A 16,863-nucleotide genomic window follows, 5' to 3' on the forward strand; every position below is an offset into this window, starting at 1 on the left:
GCCGCCACCGGGCGGGCCGCCCCCGTCCGGCTCGCCGCCGCCGGGCGGGGGGTCCTCGCCGGGCGGGGGGCCGCCGGCGGGCGGGCCACCGGCGGGCGGGGTGCCTTCGCCCGGCGGGCCGCCCTCGGGTGGGCCGTCGCCGTACGGCGGTCCGTCGCCGGGCGGGCCGCCGGCGGGCGGGGGTGTGCCGGGCGGGCCGTACGGCGGGGTGCCGGGAGCGGGGCGGGGTGTCGTGCCGACCGTCACTCCGTACCCCCCGTCGCCGTGTGCGAGGCCGTGTCGCCGTGTGCGAGGCCCCGTCGCCGTGTGCGAGGCCGTCCCGGCCCTGGCCGCCCGCCTCGCGCCCCGCGCCCCGCGCCCCGCGCAGTCTAACGAGCGGGTCCCTCCATCCCGCCCCCTCCGGCGCGAACAGCGGTTAATGTGACCGTCATTCCGCATCGGGGGGTCACAGGGGGGAGTCCGACGCCATGCGCGACCTGTCCGCGTTCACGCTGGCCGGGTACGACAAGGGCCGGGGCCGACTGACCCAGGCCCTGTGGTTCGCCGTCATGAACCTGGTCTTCAGCACCTGGTGGTGCCCGGCCCGGCTGCGGGTCGCCCTGCTGCGCGCCTTCGGCGCGACGATCGGCGAGAACGTCCTCATCCGCCACCGGGTGCGCGTGCTGTGGCCGTGGAAGCTGACCGTCGGCGACCACACCTGGATCGGCGAGGGCGCCTGGCTGCTCAACCTGGAGCCCATCACCCTCGGGGCGCACGTCTGCGTCTCGCAGGAGGCGCTGCTGTGCGCGGGCGGCCACGACCACCGCGCCGCCGACTTCCGCTACCGCAACGCGCCCATCCACGTCGAGGACGGCGCCTGGGTCGCCGCGCGCGCCACCGTCCTCGCCGGCACCCGCGTCGGCCGCCACGCCGTCGTCGGCGCAGGCGCCGTCCTCCACCGCGACCTCCCCGCGCTGACCCTGCACACCGCCGACGGCACCCGCCGCCCCGTCGAGGAGCCCACGTGACCGCCGCCTTCCCGCGCGTCCTGCACGCCGTCACCCTGCACTCCCCCACCGGCGCGTTCGGCGGCCCCGTACGGGTCGCGCTGAACCTGGCGCACGGGCTGCGCGAGCGGGGCCACCACCCGCGGCTGCTGGCCCTGGCCGACGGGTTCGGGCCGGTGCCGCCCACCGAGGTGGAGGGGGTGCCCGCCCGGCTGTACCCGGCGCGGCGGCTGCTGCCGCTCGGCTTCAGCGGCATCACCTCGCCGGCGCTGCTGGCCCGCGCGGGGCGGCTGGTGCGCGGCGCCGACCTCGTCCACGTGCACCTCGCGCGCGACCTGGTGACCCTGCCCGTGGCGCTGGCGGCGCTGCGCGCGGGCGTCCCGCTGGTGCTCCAGACCCACGGCATGGTCGACCCCAGCGACCGGTTCCTCGCCAGGGTCCTCGACGCCCTGGCCGTACGGCGGGTGCTGCGCGGCGCGGACGCGGTGCTGCACCTGACGGCGCACGAGCGGCGCGGCCTGGACGCGGTCCTCGGCTCGCCCCTGCCGAACGCGGTACGGCTGGTCAACGGCGTGCCCCGGCAGGAGGCCCGGCCGGCGCCCGAGGGCCCGCCCAGGATCCTGTACGCGGCGCGGCTGCAGGCCCGGAAGCGGCCGTGCGACTTCGTGGCCGCCGCGCCGGAGGTGCTGCGGCGCCACCCGGACGCCCGCTTCGTGGTGGCCGGGCCCGACGAGGGGGAACTGCCCGCCGTGCGGGCGCTGATCGACCGGCTGGGGCTGCGCGAGCGGGTGGTGTGCGTGGGCGCGCTCGGCTCGGCTCAGGTGCTGGACGAGCTGCGCCGGGCGCACGTGTACGTGCTGCCGTCGGTGGACGAGCCGTTCCCGATGTCGGTGCTGGAGTCGCTGTCCGTGGGCACCCCGGCCGTGGTGACCGGGTCCAACGGGCTGGCGTCGGCGGTCCGGGAGGCGGGCGCGGGCCGGGTCGTGGCCGACGCGTCGGGCCTCGCGGGCGCTGTGCTGGAGCTGCTGGAGCCGGAGGCGGCCGTCAAGGCGTCGGCGGCGGCGCACGCCCTGGCCGGGTCGGCCTTCTCGATGGACGCCGTGGTGGACGGACTGCTGGCCGTGTACGGCCGCGCGGTGGCCCGGGGGGCGGGCGGCCGGGCGCAGCGGCCGTGACCCGGCGGCCCCGCGAGGGGACCGCCGTGCCCTGCGGGCGGCCGACGCGGGCCGGGGCGCGACCCGTCAGGCGCGTGGCCCGGCGAGGGCCCGGACGTACCCGTCAGGCGCGTGACCGGCCGACGCGGGCCAGGACGTACCCGTCAGGCGCGCAGCCAGGCGTAGCAGCCGGTGGACTGGAGGCCGGCCGCGCCGGCCGGGACGGTCAGGGTGTGCGGGGCGGTGGCGCCCGGCGCGGGGCCGGCCGCGAGCTGGGTGCCCCGCGCGTCGGTGATCTGCCAGGTGCAGTCCGGGCCCGCCGACACGCTCCGGTAGCGGCCGGCGGCCGGAGAGGCGTGGGTGCCGTCGGGGTAGCCGCCGCGGGCCGCGTCGAGGACGGGCCGCTGGTCGGGGCAGAGGTGGGCGACCGCGTCGGCGGCGTCGCGCACGTCCCCGGCGACGACGGCCGCCGCGGCGGCGTCCTTGTCGTGCCGGGCGGTGCGGGAGAGCCGCTGGCAGGTCTCCCTGCCGATGTCGAGGACGGCGGCGGGGTCGGCGGCCACCGGCACCCGGCCGCTGAGGTACTTCTTCTCCTGCGGGGTGAAGGTGCCGGTGGCGGGGGTGAGCGCCGCGTCGGGGCGGACGGGCCCGGCCGGGGCGGACGGGCCGTGCACGGGTCCGTCGGGGGCGCCGGACGCGGTGGGCCGGGCCGGGGCGGAGGCGGTGGGCCCGCCGGTGGGGGCGGTGCCGTCCTGCTCGCCCGCGACGCGTTCGGCCGCCGAGAGGGACGGCGCCGAGGCGGTCGGCGCCGCCTCCGTGCGGCCGCTCCCGCCGCCGGACGAGCAGCCCGCGGCGAGGGCCGCCGCCAGCACCAGCGAGGCGGCGGAGCGGCGGAGGGGGGTGCGCATGGGGAGGCTCCTGATCGGTCGGTACGGCGAGGGGGCGGCGCCCGGGCGGGCACCGCCCCCTCGCGGTGCCCGCTACAGCGGCGAGAAGGTGAGGACCAGCTTCGGGGTGCCGCCCGAGGCGGGGGCCTCCCTGGACCACAGCCACAGGGCGTCGGTGCCCTCGCCGGTGAGCGCCAGGTCGTAGTCGCCGCCCAGCGCGGCGGCGACGGCGGTCCGGTCGAGCTGGACGGACGCCCCGGAGCTCGGGCCGGCCGGCGGGGTGAGCGTGCCCACGACGCCGCTGCCGAGCGCCGGCTTCGTCGCGTACGTGACCCCGGTCTCCGTCCAGGCGCCGGTGATCGGCCGGACCAGCACCGGGTCGGTGGACCCGGCGGTGGACGAGGAGTCGGTGCGGACCTCCAGCGCGGCGCCGCTCAGCCGGGTCCCGGCGGGCGCGGCGGGCAGCGTGAAGCGCAGGTACGTCTCGTAGGCGGCGCTGCCGCGCACGGCCAGGGAGGTGCCCGTGCCGTAGTTGGTGCCGGTCGAGGCGCCGTTGACGTACGTGTCGGCGGCCGGGGTGACGGTGGTGACCGTGTCGCCCTGCTGGGAGGCGCGGGCGTAGTGGTTCGCGACCTGGGTGGCGGTGAGCGCGGTCGGGTAGACGGCGGTCTCGTCGAGCTGCCCGGCGAAGTAGTTGCTCGACGGGCGGGACGGCCAGTTGCCGACGGCGTCGCCGCCGATGTGCCAGTACCCGGCGTACCGCTCGTGCCCGGAGTAGGAGTTGCCGCCGACGCGCTTGCCGTCCACGTACAGGGTCATCCCGGAGGGGCCCTGCGTACCGACGACGTGGTGCCACTTGCCGTCGTTGTACCTGGTCAGCGTGTTGAGGTAGCGGGTCCCGCCGTCGTAGGCGCCGAAGTACAGCTGGCCCCAGTTGTTCATGTAGATGTGCTTGTCGTAGCGGCCGCTGTTGCGCGTGGTGTTGTTGCCGAAGCCGATGAGCTTGCCGCCGCGGCTGGTGGTCGTCTTGAACCACGTCTCGATCGTGTACGCGTCGCCGACGGTGACCCGCCGGTCGCTGTACACCTTGGCGTCCGTGCCGTCGAAGCCGAACGACGAGCTGCCGTCCGCGACGGCGCCCGGCTGGCCCTGGGCGGGCGCGCCCGACTGGAGGCCGCTGGTGTCGCCGTTGGAGGTGTCCGCGGTGTACGGGGTGACCGTGTCGTCGTAGCGCCAGTACAGCGTGGCGCCGTCGGCGACGACCTGGGAGGCGTACGGCTGGGCGGAGACCGCGGCCGTGGCGCTGACCGTGGCGGACAGGCCGCTGACGTTGCCGGCGCCGTCCGTGGCGGTGATCCGGTAGGTGTGGGTGCTGCCGGGGCTCAGGCCCTTGTCGGTGAAGGACGCCTGGGGCCGGTGCCAGGGCAGCGAGTCGGCGGTGACGGTGGCGATCGGGGCGGCGGCGCCGTCCCGGTACACGCGGTAGGTGAGGCGGCTGTCGTCCAGGTCGAGGCTGGTGCGCCAGCGGACGTGGATCTCGCCCGGCTTCACGCTCGCCGCGCTGGCGACCGGCACGGTGGGCCGGCCGGTGTCGCCGGTGGAGGCGAAGCGGGTGAGGCCCTGGGCGGGGGCGCCGTTGACGGTGGTGAACTCGCCGCCGGACCACAGGTACTCGACGCCGTCCTTGGCGGCGATCGTCATCACGCGCGGGCCGATGCCCTCGCCGATGCCGTCGTTGGTGTCCGGGAACCAGCCCAGCTTGCCGACGGACGTGGTGGGCTGGGCCAGGAAGTGGTAGCGGCGGCCGTCGGGGAACTCGCCGACGAGCCCGCAGTCGTGCGCGTGCGAGGCGCTGTACAGCACGCCCTTGTGCGACTCGACGGCCTGCGTCGCGCCCAGGCAGGTGTCCCGCCAGCGCTCGTCGAGCGTGCTCAGCTCCAGGGCGATCCGGCCGTCGAAGCCGCCGGTGCCCTCGTTGGCCGTGTAGAAGCCGGTCGCGTCGGTGTCGATGTCCTTGACGACCGAGCTGTTCATGATGAAGTTCGGGTACGTCCTGACGTTCGCCCCGGTCGTCGCGTCGACCACGGCGAGGGCGTGCGAGGAGGCGCCGTTGACGGTGAAGAAGTCGCCGCCGATCAGGGCGTGCCGCCCGTCGGGGCTGATCTCGATGGCGCGGCCCGGCTCGTCGACGTCCGTGCGGAACGGCCGCAGGGCGCCCGTCGTGGCGTCGACGGCGGCGTACCGCTGCCGGGTCTGGCCGTTGACCGTGCCGAAGTCGCCGCCCGCGTACACCGTGTCGTCGGTGACGGCGAGCGCCCGCACGGTGGCCGGGAAGGCCGCGTGGAAGCCGTCCTTCGGGGTGCAGGTGGCGATGTCGATGGCGGCGGCGCTGGAGACGGGCTTGCCGTTGACGGCGCCGAAGTAGCCGCCCGCGTACAGGGTCCGCCGGTCCGGCGAGACCGCGAGGGCCCGCACGGTGGCGGTGCCGGACGAGACCGTGAAGGACAGCCGGCAGTCGGTGGGCGCGCCGGTCGCCGCGTCCAGCGCGACGAAGTTGAGCGCCTGCTGCTCGGTCCCGGAGCCGCCCTCGGGCGGCCGTACGGCGGAGAACGTGCCGCCCGCGAAGACCACGCCGTCGGCCTGGGCCATCGCCCAGACGATGCCGTTGGTCTGCCAGGTGGGCAGGTTGTCGGCGGTGAAGGCGACGGGCGGTGTGAGCGCGGCGGCCTGCGGGGCGGCGACCGCCCCGAGGCCGGCCGCCAGGGTCAGGGCGAGGGCGGCGGACAGCCCTCTGGATCTCTTCATGTACCCCCCAAGACGGACGTCTTGACGCCGTGAGCGCTGGTCGGCGCGGCTACGGGCGCCTGGTGACACGCCCAAAAGTGTGAATGAGCCGAAGAGTAGCGGCTCTTGTCTCATTTCTGGCCAACTCCGGGGAAAATCCCGGCCAGTGGCCGGGCCGGTGCGCGCGGTGAGACGCTCCGCGCGCACGGCGGCGGCGCACGCGCCGGCCGGGCCCCCGGCGGCGACCCGCGCGCGCGGCGCGGGACGCCCCGGGCGGGCGCCGTCGGCCGGGGCCGGGCCGCGCGGACGTCAGCGGTCCACGCGCACGGTGGCCCCGGCCAGTTCGTCCTGGACGCGGCGGATGTCGGCGTCGACCATGATCCGGGCCAGCTCGTCCACCCGCACCTCCGGCTTCCAGCCGAGCAGTTCCTCCGCCTTGCTGGCGTCGCCGATCAGGGCGTCCACCTCGCTGGGCCGCTCGTACTTGGCGTCGTGGCGGACGTACTCCCGCCAGTCGAGGTCCGCGTGGCCGAACGCCGTCTCCAGGAACTGCCGCACGGTCGCCGGGACGCCCGTGGCGACGACGTAGTCGGTGGGCTCGTCGCGCTGGAGCATCCGCCACATGGCGTCGACGTACTCGGGGGCGTACCCCCAGTCGCGGACCGCGTCGAGGTTGCCGAGGTACAGCTCGCTCTGGAGGCCCGCCTTGATCCGGGCGACCGCCCGGGTGATCTTGCGGGTCACGAAGGTCTCGCCGCGGCGCGGCGACTCGTGGTTGAACAGGATGCCGTTGACGGCGTACATCCCGTACGCCTCGCGGTAGTTGACCGTCGCCCAGTAGCCGTACACCTTGGCGACGCCGTACGGGCTGCGCGGGTGGAACGGGGTCCGCTCGTTCTGCGGGGGCGGGGTCGCGCCGAACATCTCCGACGACGACGCCTGGTAGACGCGGGTGTCGATGCCGGACGCGCGGACCGCCTCCAGCAGCCGCAGCGCGCCGAGGCCGGTGGCGTCACCGGTGTAGAGCGGCGCGTCGAAGGAGACCCGCACATGGGACTGGGCGCCCAGGTTGTACACCTCGTCGGGCCGTATCCCGCGCAGCAGGTTCACCAGCGCCACCCCGTCGGTCAGGTCGGCGTGGTGGAGCAGGAAGGACCGGCCGGACTCCTGCGGGCCCTGGTAGATGTGGTCGATCCGCTCCGTGTTGAAGCTGGACGAGCGGCGCACGAGCCCGTGCACCGTGTACCCCTTCGACAGCAGCAGCTCGGACAGGTACGAGCCGTCCTGCCCGGTGACCCCCGTGATCAGTGCGGTCTTGCTCATGCGTGGCTTCCCCTCCCGGAGGAGCCGGGCGCCGGCTCCGTCCCCGTTCCGCTCTTGTCCTGTCCCGGCCGATGCGGGCGACGGGCACGGGTCGCGCCGCCGATCCTGGCATGATCCGGCTCATGACCGACTCGCAGGCGGCCGTGCCGCCCCCCGCCCCGTCGTCGTACCTGCCGTCCGCGGCCCGGATATTCGTCGCGGGCCACCGCGGCCTCGTGGGGTCCGCGATGGTCCGCCGGCTGACCGCCGACGGCCACGAGGTGATCACCCGCGACCGCGCCTCGCTCGACCTGCGGGACGCCGCCGCCACCGGCGCGTTCCTCGCGGGCGTACGGCCTGACGCCGTGGTCCTGGCGGCCGCCAAGGTCGGCGGCATCCTCGCGAACAGCACGCAGCCCGTGCCGTTCCTGGAGGACAACCTGCGCATCCAGCTCAGCGTCATCGCGGGCGCCCACGCGGCCGGTGTGCCGCGGCTGCTGTTCCTCGGCTCGTCGTGCATCTACCCCAAGCACGCCCCGCAGCCCATCCGCGAGGACGCGCTGCTGACCGGCCCGCTGGAGCCCACGAACGAGCCGTACGCCCTGGCGAAGATCGCCGGGATCTGCCAGGTCCAGTCCTACCGGCGGCAGTTCGGCGCGGCGTACATCTCGGCGATGCCGACGAACCTCTACGGGCCGGGCGACAACTTCGACCTGGAGACCTCGCACGTCCTGCCCGCCCTGGTGCGCCGCTTCCACGAGGCGCGCGAGGCCGGCGCCGACGAGGTGACCCTGTGGGGCTCGGGCACCCCGCGCCGGGAGTTCCTGCACGTCGACGACCTGGCGGACGCCTGCGTGACGCTGCTCGCCGGCTACGACGGGGACGCGCCGGTCAACGTCGGCTGCGGGCGGGACCTGACCATCCGGGAGCTGGCCGAGACGGTCGCGGACGTCACCGGGTTCACCGGCCGGATCGCCTGGGACACCACCAGGCCGGACGGCACGCCCCGCAAGCTGCTGGACGCCTCGCGGCTGACGGAGTTGGGCTGGGCACCCCGCGTCCCGCTGCGGGAGGGCATCGCCGCCACGTACGCGTGGTGGCTGGCCCAGGGCGCCGCAGGGGGCCGCGGCCGCGCCGGCGGCCCGCCCGCCTGACGGGGGCGCCATCAGTACGCTCCGCGGCCGTCGACCACGGCCCGGAGCGTGCGGCTCATCACGTCCAGGTCGCTGCTGAACGACCAGTTGTCGACGTAGTGCAGGTCCAGCTGGATCGTTTCGTCCCAGGACAGGTCGGACCGGCCGCTCACCTGCCACAGCCCCGTCATGCCGGGCTTCACCCGCAGCCGGCGCAGCGCCGTCGCGTCGTACGCCGCGACCTCCTCGGGCAGCGGCGGGCGCGGTCCCACCAGGGACATGTCACCCCGCAGGACGTTCAGGAGCTGCGGCAGCTCGTCCAGGGAGGTGCGGCGCAGGAAGCGGCCCACCCGCGTCACGCGCGGGTCGCGGCGCATCTTGAACATCAGTCCGTCGCACTCGTTGCGCGCGGCCAGGTCGTCCTTGCGGACGTCGGCGTCGGTGACCATGCTGCGGAACTTCCACATGGTGAACGTCTCCCGGTCGCGGCCGACCCGCACCTGCCGGTAGAACGCGGGGCCGGGCGAGTCCAGCCGTATCAGCAGGACGAGCAGGAGCAGCAGCGGCGACAGCGCCAGCAGCCCGAGGGCGGCGCCGCAGCGGTCGACGGCGGTCTTCAGCGCGGTCTGCGCGCCCCCGCCGAGCGGCGGCTCGACGCGCAGCACGGTCAGCCCGGCGACGGAGGCGACCGTCAGCCGCTTCACGGACGTCTCCACCAGGCCGGGTGTGAGCGCCACGTCCAGTCCGGCGTCGTGCAGCGCCCAGCACAGCTCCCGCAGCCGGTCCCCGGTGAGCCGGGAGCCGGGCGCGACGAGGACCAGTTCGGCGCCGTGGCGGCGGGCGGCGTCCACCAGGCGGTGCCACGCGGCGCGGTCGTCCGGCCGCGGGTCGAGCACCCCCGCGCCGGCCGCCCCGCCCGCCAGTGCGCCGGCCGCGTCGGGGCCGTCGGTGACGGCGACGGTGCCGACGACCGCGTACGGGTGGTCGGTGCGCGCGGCGAGCCGCCGCACGGCCGCGTCCAGGGCGCCGGGCTCGCCGACGACGAGGACCCGGTCGACGGCCTCGGCGGCGCGCCGCGCGGCGGTGAGGTGGCGGTGCAGCCGTCGCCGGCACACGACCGCCGCCACCAGCGAGGGCAGGAGCGCCGCCAGGGCCGCGTACGGCTGCGGGGTGCGGGCGGTGGCGACGCTCAGCACGGCGAGCGCCGCCACCAGGATGAGCCAGTCGTGCAGCACGGGCAGCGCCCCGCGCGACTCGCCGAGCTCGCCGGCGCGGTAGCGGTGGCGCGCCGTCCGCACGGCGAGCCACGCGGCGGTGGCGACGGCGGCGGCGCGCAGCGGGTGCGGCTGCTGGGCCCGGTCGAGGACCAGGGCGACGGAGACGGCGGTCACGGCGGCGTCGGAGCCGAGGACGGCCGGCAGGTACCAGCGCGGCTTGGCCCGGCGGCCCGCCGCGGTGCGGCGCCGGCCGGCGGCGCCGCGATCGGATGTCAGACGTGTCGTACGAGCGTCGTGGATCGAGGTGTCACCCAAAGTTCGCACGCCCCCCCAGGCCTGGAAAACCGTGCTCCCCGCCGTGGTCGGTTCGGCGGTTCACACATTTCCTTCACGCGAGGGCACACTACGCCACGCGGGCGCCGCGCAGAACACGGCCTTTCGTAAGCTTTCGTATACGCACCGTTTCCGGTCGGTCGCTTACGCGGGCGCGGCCAGCTCCGCCCATACGGTCTTCCCCGGCGCCTCGGCGTTCCTCGCGACGCCCCAGTCCAGGCAGAGCCGCTGCACGATGAACATGCCGTGCCCGCCGGGGCGGCCGGCGCGGTGGGGCGTGCGGGGGGCGGGCTCTCCGGCGCCGCGGTCCTCCACCTCCAGGCGGAGCACCTTGTCGTGCAGGGTGACCCGCAGCTCCTCGGGACCCTCGGCGTGCAGGCAGGCGTTGGTCACCAGCTCGGAGACGACCAGCAGCACGTCCTCGGCGGCGGCGCGCCGGTCGGCCGAGGCGGCGGGGAGCCAGCCCCAGTCGTAGAGCGCCTGCCGGGTGAAGTCGCGGGCGAGCGGGACGATGCCGCTGGCGCCGTTCAGCGTGAGGCGGCGCGTCTCGCGGTGCGCCCCCCGCCCGTCGGGCGCGCCGTCGGGTGCCACGGGCCGCGCGGAGGGGCTGGCCGGGCGGTCCGGCTCGGGGCCGAGGCCGCTCGGCGGTTGCTGCCGGGTGGCACCCATCAGCGCGTCACCTCACCGATTCACCAGGTCGTCATTGCGTCGACGTACGTCATCGTCTTTCTTGGCAGTGCCGGGCCCTCCGGCCACCCGCTCCGGGAGCCTTCTGGCTTCTTCTGCCCGCCCGTCCCCGGGCGACACCACTCGGATCGCCCGCGTCCGGACCGCGGCGTCCACACGCCGCGGGTGCCGCCACCGGCGGCCTACCCGCCGAGGGCGGCCTCCAGGGAGTCGTGGATCTCGAAGACCACGCCCGCCCCGGTGATCTCGAAGACCCGCGCCACGGCGGGGCGCATCGCGGCGAGGTGGACCACCCCGCCGGACTCCTCCGCCTTGAGCCGTGCGCCGAGGAGTACGTTCAGCCCGGTCGAGTCGCAGAACTCGAGCTGCGAGCAGTCGACCACGAGCCGTGTCCGGCCCCGGGCGACCGCCGCCTCGAGCGGTTCGCGCAACAACTCCGCCGTGTGGTGATCGAGCTCACCCGCCGGGGTCAGGATCTCGCTGGCGCCTTCCGTCCGGACCCCGACATGGAGCCGGCCCTGGTTCGCGCTGCCGACTGTCTCGCGGCCCATTCCCGTCCCTCTTCGCCGATGCCGTTGGGTCGGATGCACCCTACGACGAATCGCTTTCCGCCGGTAGTCGGAGGTCGCCGAAAACGGTATATACGGGGAAAATGGCAATCACACCGGCCACTTGCACCGACACCGCCCGACCCGATAGGGCTAGTAGGGCAACCCACCGACACGGCCGGCTTTGGAGGCGCCGCACACCGCAATCCCACGCATGGGCATCGGCGGCCATATGCCGAGAACGATGGAGGACGACCATGTCACCCCGGCTCGACGAGACGCGTACCCGCGACGCGGCGTCGGCAACACCGTTCCACCCGATCGATCCGTCCGGCTCCCCGGACCCCCTGGACCTTCCGGACCTCCCCGAGATCCCGCCCTACGCGCAGGTGGAGGCCGTCGACGCGCGAGCGCTCTCCAAGACGCTGTTCGCCCGGCTGGAGACCCTCGACGAGGGCACCCCGGAGCACGCGTACGTCCGCAACACCCTGGTCGAGCTCAACCTCGCCCTCGTCAAGTTCGCCGCCTCCCGCTTCCGCACGCGCAGCGAGCCGATGGAGGACATCATCCAGGTCGGCACCATCGGCCTGATCAAGGCGATCGACCGCTTCGAGCTGAGCCGCGAGGTCGAGTTCCCGACCTTCGCGATGCCGACGATCATCGGCGAGATCAAGCGCTTCTTCCGCGACACGTCCTGGTCGGTGCGCGTTCCCCGGCGCCTCCAGGAGCTGCGGCTGGAACTGGCGAAGGCCGGTGACGAGCTCGCCCAGGAGCTGGACCGCTCCCCGACCGTCGCCGAGCTGGCCGAGCGGCTCGGCATCAGCCGGGAGGAGGTCGTCGAGGGCATGGCGGCGAGCAACGCCTACACCGCCAGCTCCCTGGACGCCCAGCCCGAGGAGGACGACACCGAGGGCGCCCTCGCCGACCGGATCGGCTACGAGGACCACGGGCTGGAGGGCATCGAGTACATCGAGTCCCTCAAGCCGCTCATCGCGTCGCTCCCCGCGCGGGACCGCGAGATCCTGTCCCTCCGCTTCGTGGCCGGGCTCACCCAGTCGCAGATCGGCGAGGAGCTGAACATCTCGCAGATGCACGTCTCGCGCCTGCTGTCCCGCACGCTGGCGAAGCTGCGCAAGGGCCTCACCCTGGAGGAGTGACCCCGGCGCACGCCCCCGGCACGGTGCGCCCGCGCCCCGCGCGGGCCGTCCGCGCGCCCCGCACCCCTCGCCCGAGGGCCCGCCCCCGCACCGGGGCCGGGCCCTCGGGTTCAGGCGCGCTCGGCGAGGGTGTGGGCGACGAGGGCGTTGGCGTGGCCGTGGCCCAGGCCGTGCTCGGTCTTGAGCCAGGCGACCAGCTCCATGTGCCGGGTGAGCGGGGAGGTGCGGATGAGCTCCTTCCACTCCGCGACGGGCCGCCCGTACTTCTTCTCGATGGACGGGAAGTAGCTCGCGGGGCCCTTCGCCTGCTGGGTCATGTTCTGGTCCTCCCTGCCGGGGCGCGCCGTGGTGCGCTGCCGTGAGGTGGGACCCCGCCCGCCCCCGGATCTCACCGGCGACCCACTGTGATGCCCGTCACACGCGCGCCCGCCCCGGTGGCGGTCCGGCCGGCACCGCGACGACCTGGAACCGGTCCTCGTAGACGATGCGGCCCGGATCGGACGTCTCGACGCGTACGCAGGGGACGCCATGGGCCGCGAGGAGCGCCAGACAGCCGTCGACGCGCGCGATGAGGTGGCTCGCCGTCGCGACCTGAACCAGGCCACCGCTCCCGGGTTCACGTCCGGGTCGTAGACGGAGGGGTCGGTGTCCGACGGGTTCGGGTGGTTCGCGTCGTACCAGTCGTTCGACGCGCGCCAGAGCAGGTGCTCGTCGACGGAGCGCCGTCCCTCCCTCGCCAGTGCGTTGGCCAGGGCGAACACCCCCGGGTGGTGGCCCCGGGGTGCCGGGCGGGCGACTGGAAGCGGACGTACGGAAGGCGCGGGGTCACCCGTCCGACGCTACGCCCCCGCGCCAGACCCGGGCGACGAGCGGGACGCCGGGGCGGTAGGCGAGGTGGACGTGGGACGGGGCGTCCAGGAGGGCCAGGTCGGCGCGGGCGCCGGGGGTGAGGCGGCCGACGTCGGTGCGGCGCAGGGCCGCCGCGCCGCCCGCCGTGGCGGACCACAGCGCCTCGTCGGGCGTCATGCCCATGTCCCGCACCGCGAGGGCGACGCAGAAGGGCATGGACGAGGTGAACGACGAGCCGGGGTTGCAGTCCGTGGACAGGGCCACCGTCACGCCCGCGTCCAGCAGGCGGCGCGCGTCGGGCCACCGCGCGCGCGTGGAGAACTCCGCGCCCGGCAGCAGCGTCGCCACGGTCGAGCCGCTCGCCAGGGCGTCCACGTCGGCGTCCGTCAGGTGGGTGCAGTGGTCGGCGCTGGCCGCGTCCAGCTCCACCGCGAGCCGCACGCCGGGGCCGTACGAGAGCTGGTTGGCGTGGACGCGCGGGAGCAGTCCGCGGGCCTTGCCCGCGGTGAGGATCGCGCGGGCCTGGTCGCCGTCGAAGGCGCCCTTCTCGCAGAAGACGTCGATCCACCGGGCGTGCGGCGCACAGGCGTCCAGCATCGGGCCGGTGACCAGGTCCACGTAGGCGGCCGGGTCGTCCGCGTAGTCGGGGGAGACGATGTGCGCGCCGAGGTAGGTGACCTCCTCGGTGTGCCGGGCGGCGATGCGCAGCGCCCGCGCCTCGTCCTCGACGGTCAGCCCGTAGCCGGACTTGGTCTCGAAGGTGGTGGTGCCCTGGCGGAGCGCCTCGCGCAGGTAGCGGGTGAGGTTCGCCTCCAGTTCGGCGTCGGTGGCGGCGCGGGTCGCGGCGACGGTCGTGCGGATGCCGCCGGCCTCGTAGGCCCGGCCGGACATGCGGGCGTTGAACTCGGCGGTGCGGTCGCCGGCGAAGACGAGGTGGGAGTGGGAGTCGACGAAGCCGGGGATCACGGCCCGGCCGCCGGCGTCGACCCGGTTGTCAGTGGCGGGTGCTTTGCTGGATTCACCGGTCCAGACGACGCGGTCGCCCTCGATGACGAGCGCCGCGTCCTGGATCAGTCCGAGGGGGGATCCGTCACCGAGGGAGGGGTCGTTGGTGACCAGACCGGCGATGTTGGTGATGAGCGTGGCCGCGGTGGCCGCCGGGGCGACGGCGCTGTTCGTCGTGTCGGGGCCCGCGGTCGCGGGGGCGCTGTTCGCGGGGTCGTTGCCGCTGTTCATGGTGCGGGAGCTCTCCTTCGGGCGGGTCGTCAGTCGTGCAGGGCGGCGACGGCGTCCCGCAGCGCCCGCGGCACGTCGGGGACGAGGGCGTGGGCTCCGTCCCGTACGACATGGCGGCCGCCCACGACGGTGTGGCGCACGTCCGCGGCCGACGCGGCGAATACGGCCGTCTCGGCTGCCAGACGCGGTGGCGGTCCGGCCGTCCTGACGGTGTCGAGCGCGATCGTCGTGAAGTCGGCGAGCGCGCCCGCCTCCAGCCGGCCCGCGTCGGGCCTGCCCAGGGCGGCGTGCCCGTCGGCGGTGGCCGCGCGCAGCAGCGCGGCGGCCGTCCAGTTGCCGCGGGTGCGGGTGCGCAGCCGCTCGTCCAGCTCCATGGCGCGCGCCTCCTCCAGGAGGTCGATCACGGCGTGGCTGTCGGAGCCGAGGGACAGGGGGCTGCCGGCCCGCTGGAGGGCCGCGGCGGGGCCGATGCCGTCGGCGAGGTCGCGTTCCGTGGTGGGGCACATGCAGGTGCCGGTGGCGGAGCCGCCGAGGAGGGCGACGTCCTCGTCGGTGAGGTGGGTGGCGTGGACGGCGGTGGTCCGTGCGCCGAGGACGCCGTGGTCGGCGAGGAGCCGGGCGGGGGTGCGGCCGTGGGCGGCGAGGCACGCCTCGTTCTCGGCGGGCTGTTCGGAGAGGTGGACGTGCAGGGGCGCCGCCCGGTCGCGCGCCCAGGCGGCGACGGTGGCGAGCTGGTCGGCGGGGACGGCGCGCACGGAGTGGACGGCCGCGCCGACGCGGACCGCGGAGTCGGCGGTGTCCTTCAGCGCCGAGACGCGTTCGGCCCAGGCGTCGGCGGTGCCGTCGGAGAAGCGGAGCTGGTGCTCCTCGGGGGGCGCGCCGAAGCCGGAGGAGAGGTAGGCGGTGTCGAGGAGGGTGATGCGGACGCCCGCGTCGGCGGCGGCGGCGATCAGCGCCTCGCCCATGGCGTTGGGATCGGCGTAGGGGGCGCCGCCGGGGGCGTGGTGCAGGTAGTGGAACTCGCCGACGGCCGTGATGCCGGCGAGGGCCATCTCCGCGTACACGGCGGTGGCCAGGGCGCGGTAGGTGTCGGGGGTGAGCCGGGAGGCGACCTGGTACATCGTCTCCCGCCACGTCCAGAAGGTGCCCCGCTCGGCCTGGACGTGGCCGCGCAGGGCCCGGTGGAAGGCGTGGCTGTGGGCGTTGGCCAGGCCGGGGAGCGTCAGCCCGCGCAGGGGGGTCGCGCCGGGCGGCGGGGCGGGCGTGCCGGGGCGGACGGCGGTGATCCGGCCGTCCGCCGTGTCCAGGGCGACGCCGGAGGCGACGGCGCCGTCCAGCCAGGCGTGCTCCAGCCAGTAGGCGGCGGTCATCGGCATGCCAGTCCCTCCAGTACGTCGGCGAGGGCGCGCACGCCCGCGACGCAGTCGTCCTCGGTGGCGGACTCGGCCGGGGAGTGCGAGACGCCCGTGGGGTTGCGGACGAACAGCATCGCGGTGGGCACGGAGGCGGAGAGGATGCCCGCGTCGTGCCCGGCGCCCGTGCCCAGGACGGGGACGGGGCGCTCGCCGCCCCGGTCGAGGATCCGCCCGAGCTCGTCGCGCAGGGCGTGGGCGAACTCGACGACCGGGGTGAACGACTCGCGTACGACGGCGAGGTCGACGCCCTGCCGGTCGGCGGCCTCCCGCGCGGCGGCCTCCACGGCGGCCGTGACGGTGTCGAGCGTCGCCTGGTCGGCGGCGCGCGAGTCGAGCCAGCCGCGCACGAGGGACGGGATGGCGTTGACGCCGTTCGGTTCGACGGCGACCTTGCCGAAGGTGGCGACGGCGCCCGCCAGCTCCGCGGCGCGGCGGGCGGCGAGGACGGTCTCGGCGTAGGGGAGCATCGGGTCGCGGCGGTCCGCGAGCCGGGTGGTGCCCGCGTGGTTGGCCTCGCCCCGGAAGTCGTACCGCCAGCGGCCGTGCGGCCAGATCGCGGAGGCGACGCCGACCGGGTCGCCGGTCAGGTCGAGGGCGCGGCCCTGCTCGACGTGGAGCTCCACGAACGCGCCGATCCGGGCCAGGCGCCCGGGGTCGGGGCCGATGGCGGACGGGTCGTGTCCGGCGGCCTCCATGGCGTCCGGCAGGGCGACGCCGTCGCCGTCGCGCAGCGCGTACGCGGCGTCCCGGGTGAGCTGCCCGGCCGAGAGGCGGGAGCCGACGCAGGCGAGGCCGAAGCGGGCGCCCTCCTCGTCGCCGAAGTTGACGACGGCGAGCGGCCGGGTGGGGGCGGCGCCCCGCCGGAGGAGTTCGTCGACGGCGGCGAAGGAGGACACGACGCCGAGCGGCCCGTCGAAGGCGCCGCCGTCCGGGACGGAGTCCAGGTGGGAGCCGGTGACGACGGCGTCGGTGCCGTCCGGGTCGCCGAGCCAGGCCCACTGGTTGCCGTTGCGGTCGGTCTCGTAGGCGAGCCCCCGCGACTCGGCCTGCTCGCGGAACCAGGCGCGGCACTCGGTGTCGGCGCCCGTCCAGGCGTAGCGGCGGTAGCCGCCGGAGGCGGGGTCGCGGCCGATGCCGGCCAGCTCCTTCCACATGGTGGGGAAGGACGGGCCGGG

14 protein-coding genes are annotated in these 16,863 nt (G+C 75.6%); 4 read left to right on the top strand and 10 right to left on the bottom strand.

Going from position 1 to position 16,863, the window contains the following annotated elements:
• Nucleotides 1–467: 467 nt before the first annotated feature.
• Both CP974_RS11410 and CP974_RS11415 read left to right on the top strand, forming a co-directional pair.
• Nucleotides 468–1,007, top strand: a complete 540-nt coding sequence (locus CP974_RS11410; protein ID WP_031131211.1) for a WcaF family extracellular polysaccharide biosynthesis acetyltransferase — start codon at nt 468–470, stop codon at nt 1,005–1,007.
• Nucleotides 1,004–2,161, top strand: coding sequence for a glycosyltransferase (locus CP974_RS11415; RefSeq protein ID WP_051839354.1), 1,158 nt, complete (start codon nt 1,004–1,006; stop codon nt 2,159–2,161). Before CP974_RS11410 ends, CP974_RS11415 begins: the two co-directional genes overlap by 4 nt.
• A gap of 143 nt (nt 2,162–2,304) precedes the next feature.
• Here the strand turns inward: CP974_RS11415 and CP974_RS11420 are convergent, their stop codons facing one another.
• The 3 genes from CP974_RS11420 to gmd all read right to left on the bottom strand — a co-directional run bounded on the left by CP974_RS11420 (nt 2,305) and on the right by gmd (nt 7,134).
• Nucleotides 2,305–3,048 (bottom strand): hypothetical protein, encoded by a 744-nt coding sequence (locus tag CP974_RS11420; protein WP_031131207.1) that lies wholly within the window; start codon nt 3,046–3,048, stop codon nt 2,305–2,307.
• A 72-nt stretch (nt 3,049–3,120) separates the two neighbouring features.
• A complete protein-coding gene (locus CP974_RS11425) occupies nt 3,121–5,832 on the bottom strand; it encodes a CBM96 family carbohydrate-binding protein (protein WP_031131205.1) in 2,712 nt (903 codons plus the stop codon).
• A 288-nt stretch (nt 5,833–6,120) separates the two neighbouring features.
• Nucleotides 6,121–7,134, bottom strand: a complete 1,014-nt coding sequence (gene gmd, locus CP974_RS11430) for a GDP-mannose 4,6-dehydratase (RefSeq protein WP_031131203.1) — start codon at nt 7,132–7,134, stop codon at nt 6,121–6,123.
• A gap of 122 nt (nt 7,135–7,256) precedes the next feature.
• Between gmd and CP974_RS11435 the strand changes: the two genes are divergently transcribed.
• Nucleotides 7,257–8,267, top strand: a complete 1,011-nt coding sequence (locus CP974_RS11435) for a GDP-L-fucose synthase family protein (RefSeq protein ID WP_031131201.1) — start codon at nt 7,257–7,259, stop codon at nt 8,265–8,267.
• Between the two features lie 11 nt (nt 8,268–8,278).
• Here CP974_RS11435 and CP974_RS11440 read toward each other — a convergent pair whose 3' ends face one another.
• The 3 genes from CP974_RS11440 to CP974_RS11450 all read right to left on the bottom strand — a co-directional run bounded on the left by CP974_RS11440 (nt 8,279) and on the right by CP974_RS11450 (nt 11,034).
• Nucleotides 8,279–9,778, bottom strand: a complete 1,500-nt coding sequence (locus tag CP974_RS11440) for a sugar transferase (RefSeq protein ID WP_373366027.1) — start codon at nt 9,776–9,778, stop codon at nt 8,279–8,281.
• Between the two features lie 162 nt (nt 9,779–9,940).
• On the bottom strand, nt 9,941–10,465 hold the full coding sequence (locus CP974_RS11445; protein WP_031131196.1) for an ATP-binding protein: 525 nt from the start codon (nt 10,463–10,465) through the stop codon (nt 9,941–9,943).
• 200 nt (nt 10,466–10,665) lie between these two features.
• Nucleotides 10,666–11,034, bottom strand: a complete 369-nt coding sequence (locus tag CP974_RS11450) for an STAS domain-containing protein (protein WP_031131194.1) — start codon at nt 11,032–11,034, stop codon at nt 10,666–10,668.
• Nucleotides 11,035–11,288: 254 nt separating this feature from the next.
• Here CP974_RS11450 and CP974_RS11455 point away from each other — a divergent pair, with 254 nt between their 5' ends.
• Nucleotides 11,289–12,188 (top strand): RNA polymerase sigma factor SigF, encoded by a 900-nt coding sequence (locus CP974_RS11455; RefSeq protein ID WP_031131192.1) that lies wholly within the window; start codon nt 11,289–11,291, stop codon nt 12,186–12,188.
• Nucleotides 12,189–12,298: 110 nt separating this feature from the next.
• Here CP974_RS11455 and CP974_RS11460 read toward each other — a convergent pair whose 3' ends face one another.
• The 4 genes from CP974_RS11460 to CP974_RS11480 form a co-directional block, all read right to left on the bottom strand.
• Nucleotides 12,299–12,505: a DUF4287 domain-containing protein gene (locus CP974_RS11460; RefSeq protein WP_031131190.1), complete on the bottom strand. Its 207-nt coding sequence runs from the start codon at nt 12,503–12,505 to the stop codon at nt 12,299–12,301.
• 508 nt (nt 12,506–13,013) lie between these two features.
• A complete protein-coding gene (gene hutI, locus CP974_RS11470) occupies nt 13,014–14,273 on the bottom strand; it encodes an imidazolonepropionase (RefSeq protein ID WP_031131188.1) in 1,260 nt (419 codons plus the stop codon).
• 29 nt (nt 14,274–14,302) lie between these two features.
• Entirely contained in the window at nt 14,303–15,649 is a 1,347-nt protein-coding gene (locus CP974_RS11475) for a formimidoylglutamate deiminase (protein ID WP_031131186.1), read from the bottom strand.
• Nucleotides 15,640–16,842, bottom strand: a complete 1,203-nt coding sequence (locus CP974_RS11480) for an allantoate amidohydrolase (RefSeq protein WP_031131184.1) — start codon at nt 16,840–16,842, stop codon at nt 15,640–15,642. Before CP974_RS11480 ends, CP974_RS11475 begins: the two co-directional genes overlap by 10 nt.
• Nucleotides 16,843–16,863: the final 21 nt, after the last annotated feature.

This window comes from Streptomyces fradiae ATCC 10745 = DSM 40063, from assembly GCF_008704425.1.
GTDB classification, from domain to species: domain Bacteria; phylum Actinomycetota; class Actinomycetes; order Streptomycetales; family Streptomycetaceae; genus Streptomyces; species Streptomyces fradiae.

What these genes read in the sequence shown, in the direction of transcription:
- CP974_RS11410 (WP_031131211.1), top strand. Translation starts at nt 468, where the DNA reads ATGCGCGACCTGTCCGCGTTCACGCTGGCCGGGTACGACAAGGGCCGG.
- CP974_RS11420 (WP_031131207.1), bottom strand. Translation starts at nt 3,048, where the DNA reads ATGCGCACCCCCCTCCGCCGCTCCGCCGCCTCGCTGGTGCTGGCGGCG.
- CP974_RS11425 (WP_031131205.1), bottom strand. Translation starts at nt 5,832, where the DNA reads ATGAAGAGATCCAGAGGGCTGTCCGCCGCCCTCGCCCTGACCCTGGCG.
- gmd (WP_031131203.1), bottom strand. Translation starts at nt 7,134, where the DNA reads ATGAGCAAGACCGCACTGATCACGGGGGTCACCGGGCAGGACGGCTCG.
- CP974_RS11435 (WP_031131201.1), top strand. Translation starts at nt 7,257, where the DNA reads ATGACCGACTCGCAGGCGGCCGTGCCGCCCCCCGCCCCGTCGTCGTAC.
- CP974_RS11445 (WP_031131196.1), bottom strand. Translation starts at nt 10,465, where the DNA reads ATGGGTGCCACCCGGCAGCAACCGCCGAGCGGCCTCGGCCCCGAGCCG.
- CP974_RS11450 (WP_031131194.1), bottom strand. Translation starts at nt 11,034, where the DNA reads ATGGGCCGCGAGACAGTCGGCAGCGCGAACCAGGGCCGGCTCCATGTC.
- CP974_RS11455 (WP_031131192.1), top strand. Translation starts at nt 11,289, where the DNA reads ATGTCACCCCGGCTCGACGAGACGCGTACCCGCGACGCGGCGTCGGCA.
- CP974_RS11460 (WP_031131190.1), bottom strand. Translation starts at nt 12,505, where the DNA reads ATGACCCAGCAGGCGAAGGGCCCCGCGAGCTACTTCCCGTCCATCGAG.
- hutI (WP_031131188.1), bottom strand. Translation starts at nt 14,273, where the DNA reads ATGAACAGCGGCAACGACCCCGCGAACAGCGCCCCCGCGACCGCGGGC.
- CP974_RS11475 (WP_031131186.1), bottom strand. Translation starts at nt 15,649, where the DNA reads ATGCCGATGACCGCCGCCTACTGGCTGGAGCACGCCTGGCTGGACGGC.
- CP974_RS11480 (WP_031131184.1), bottom strand. Translation starts at nt 16,842, where the DNA reads ATGTGGAAGGAGCTGGCCGGCATCGGCCGCGACCCCGCCTCCGGCGGC.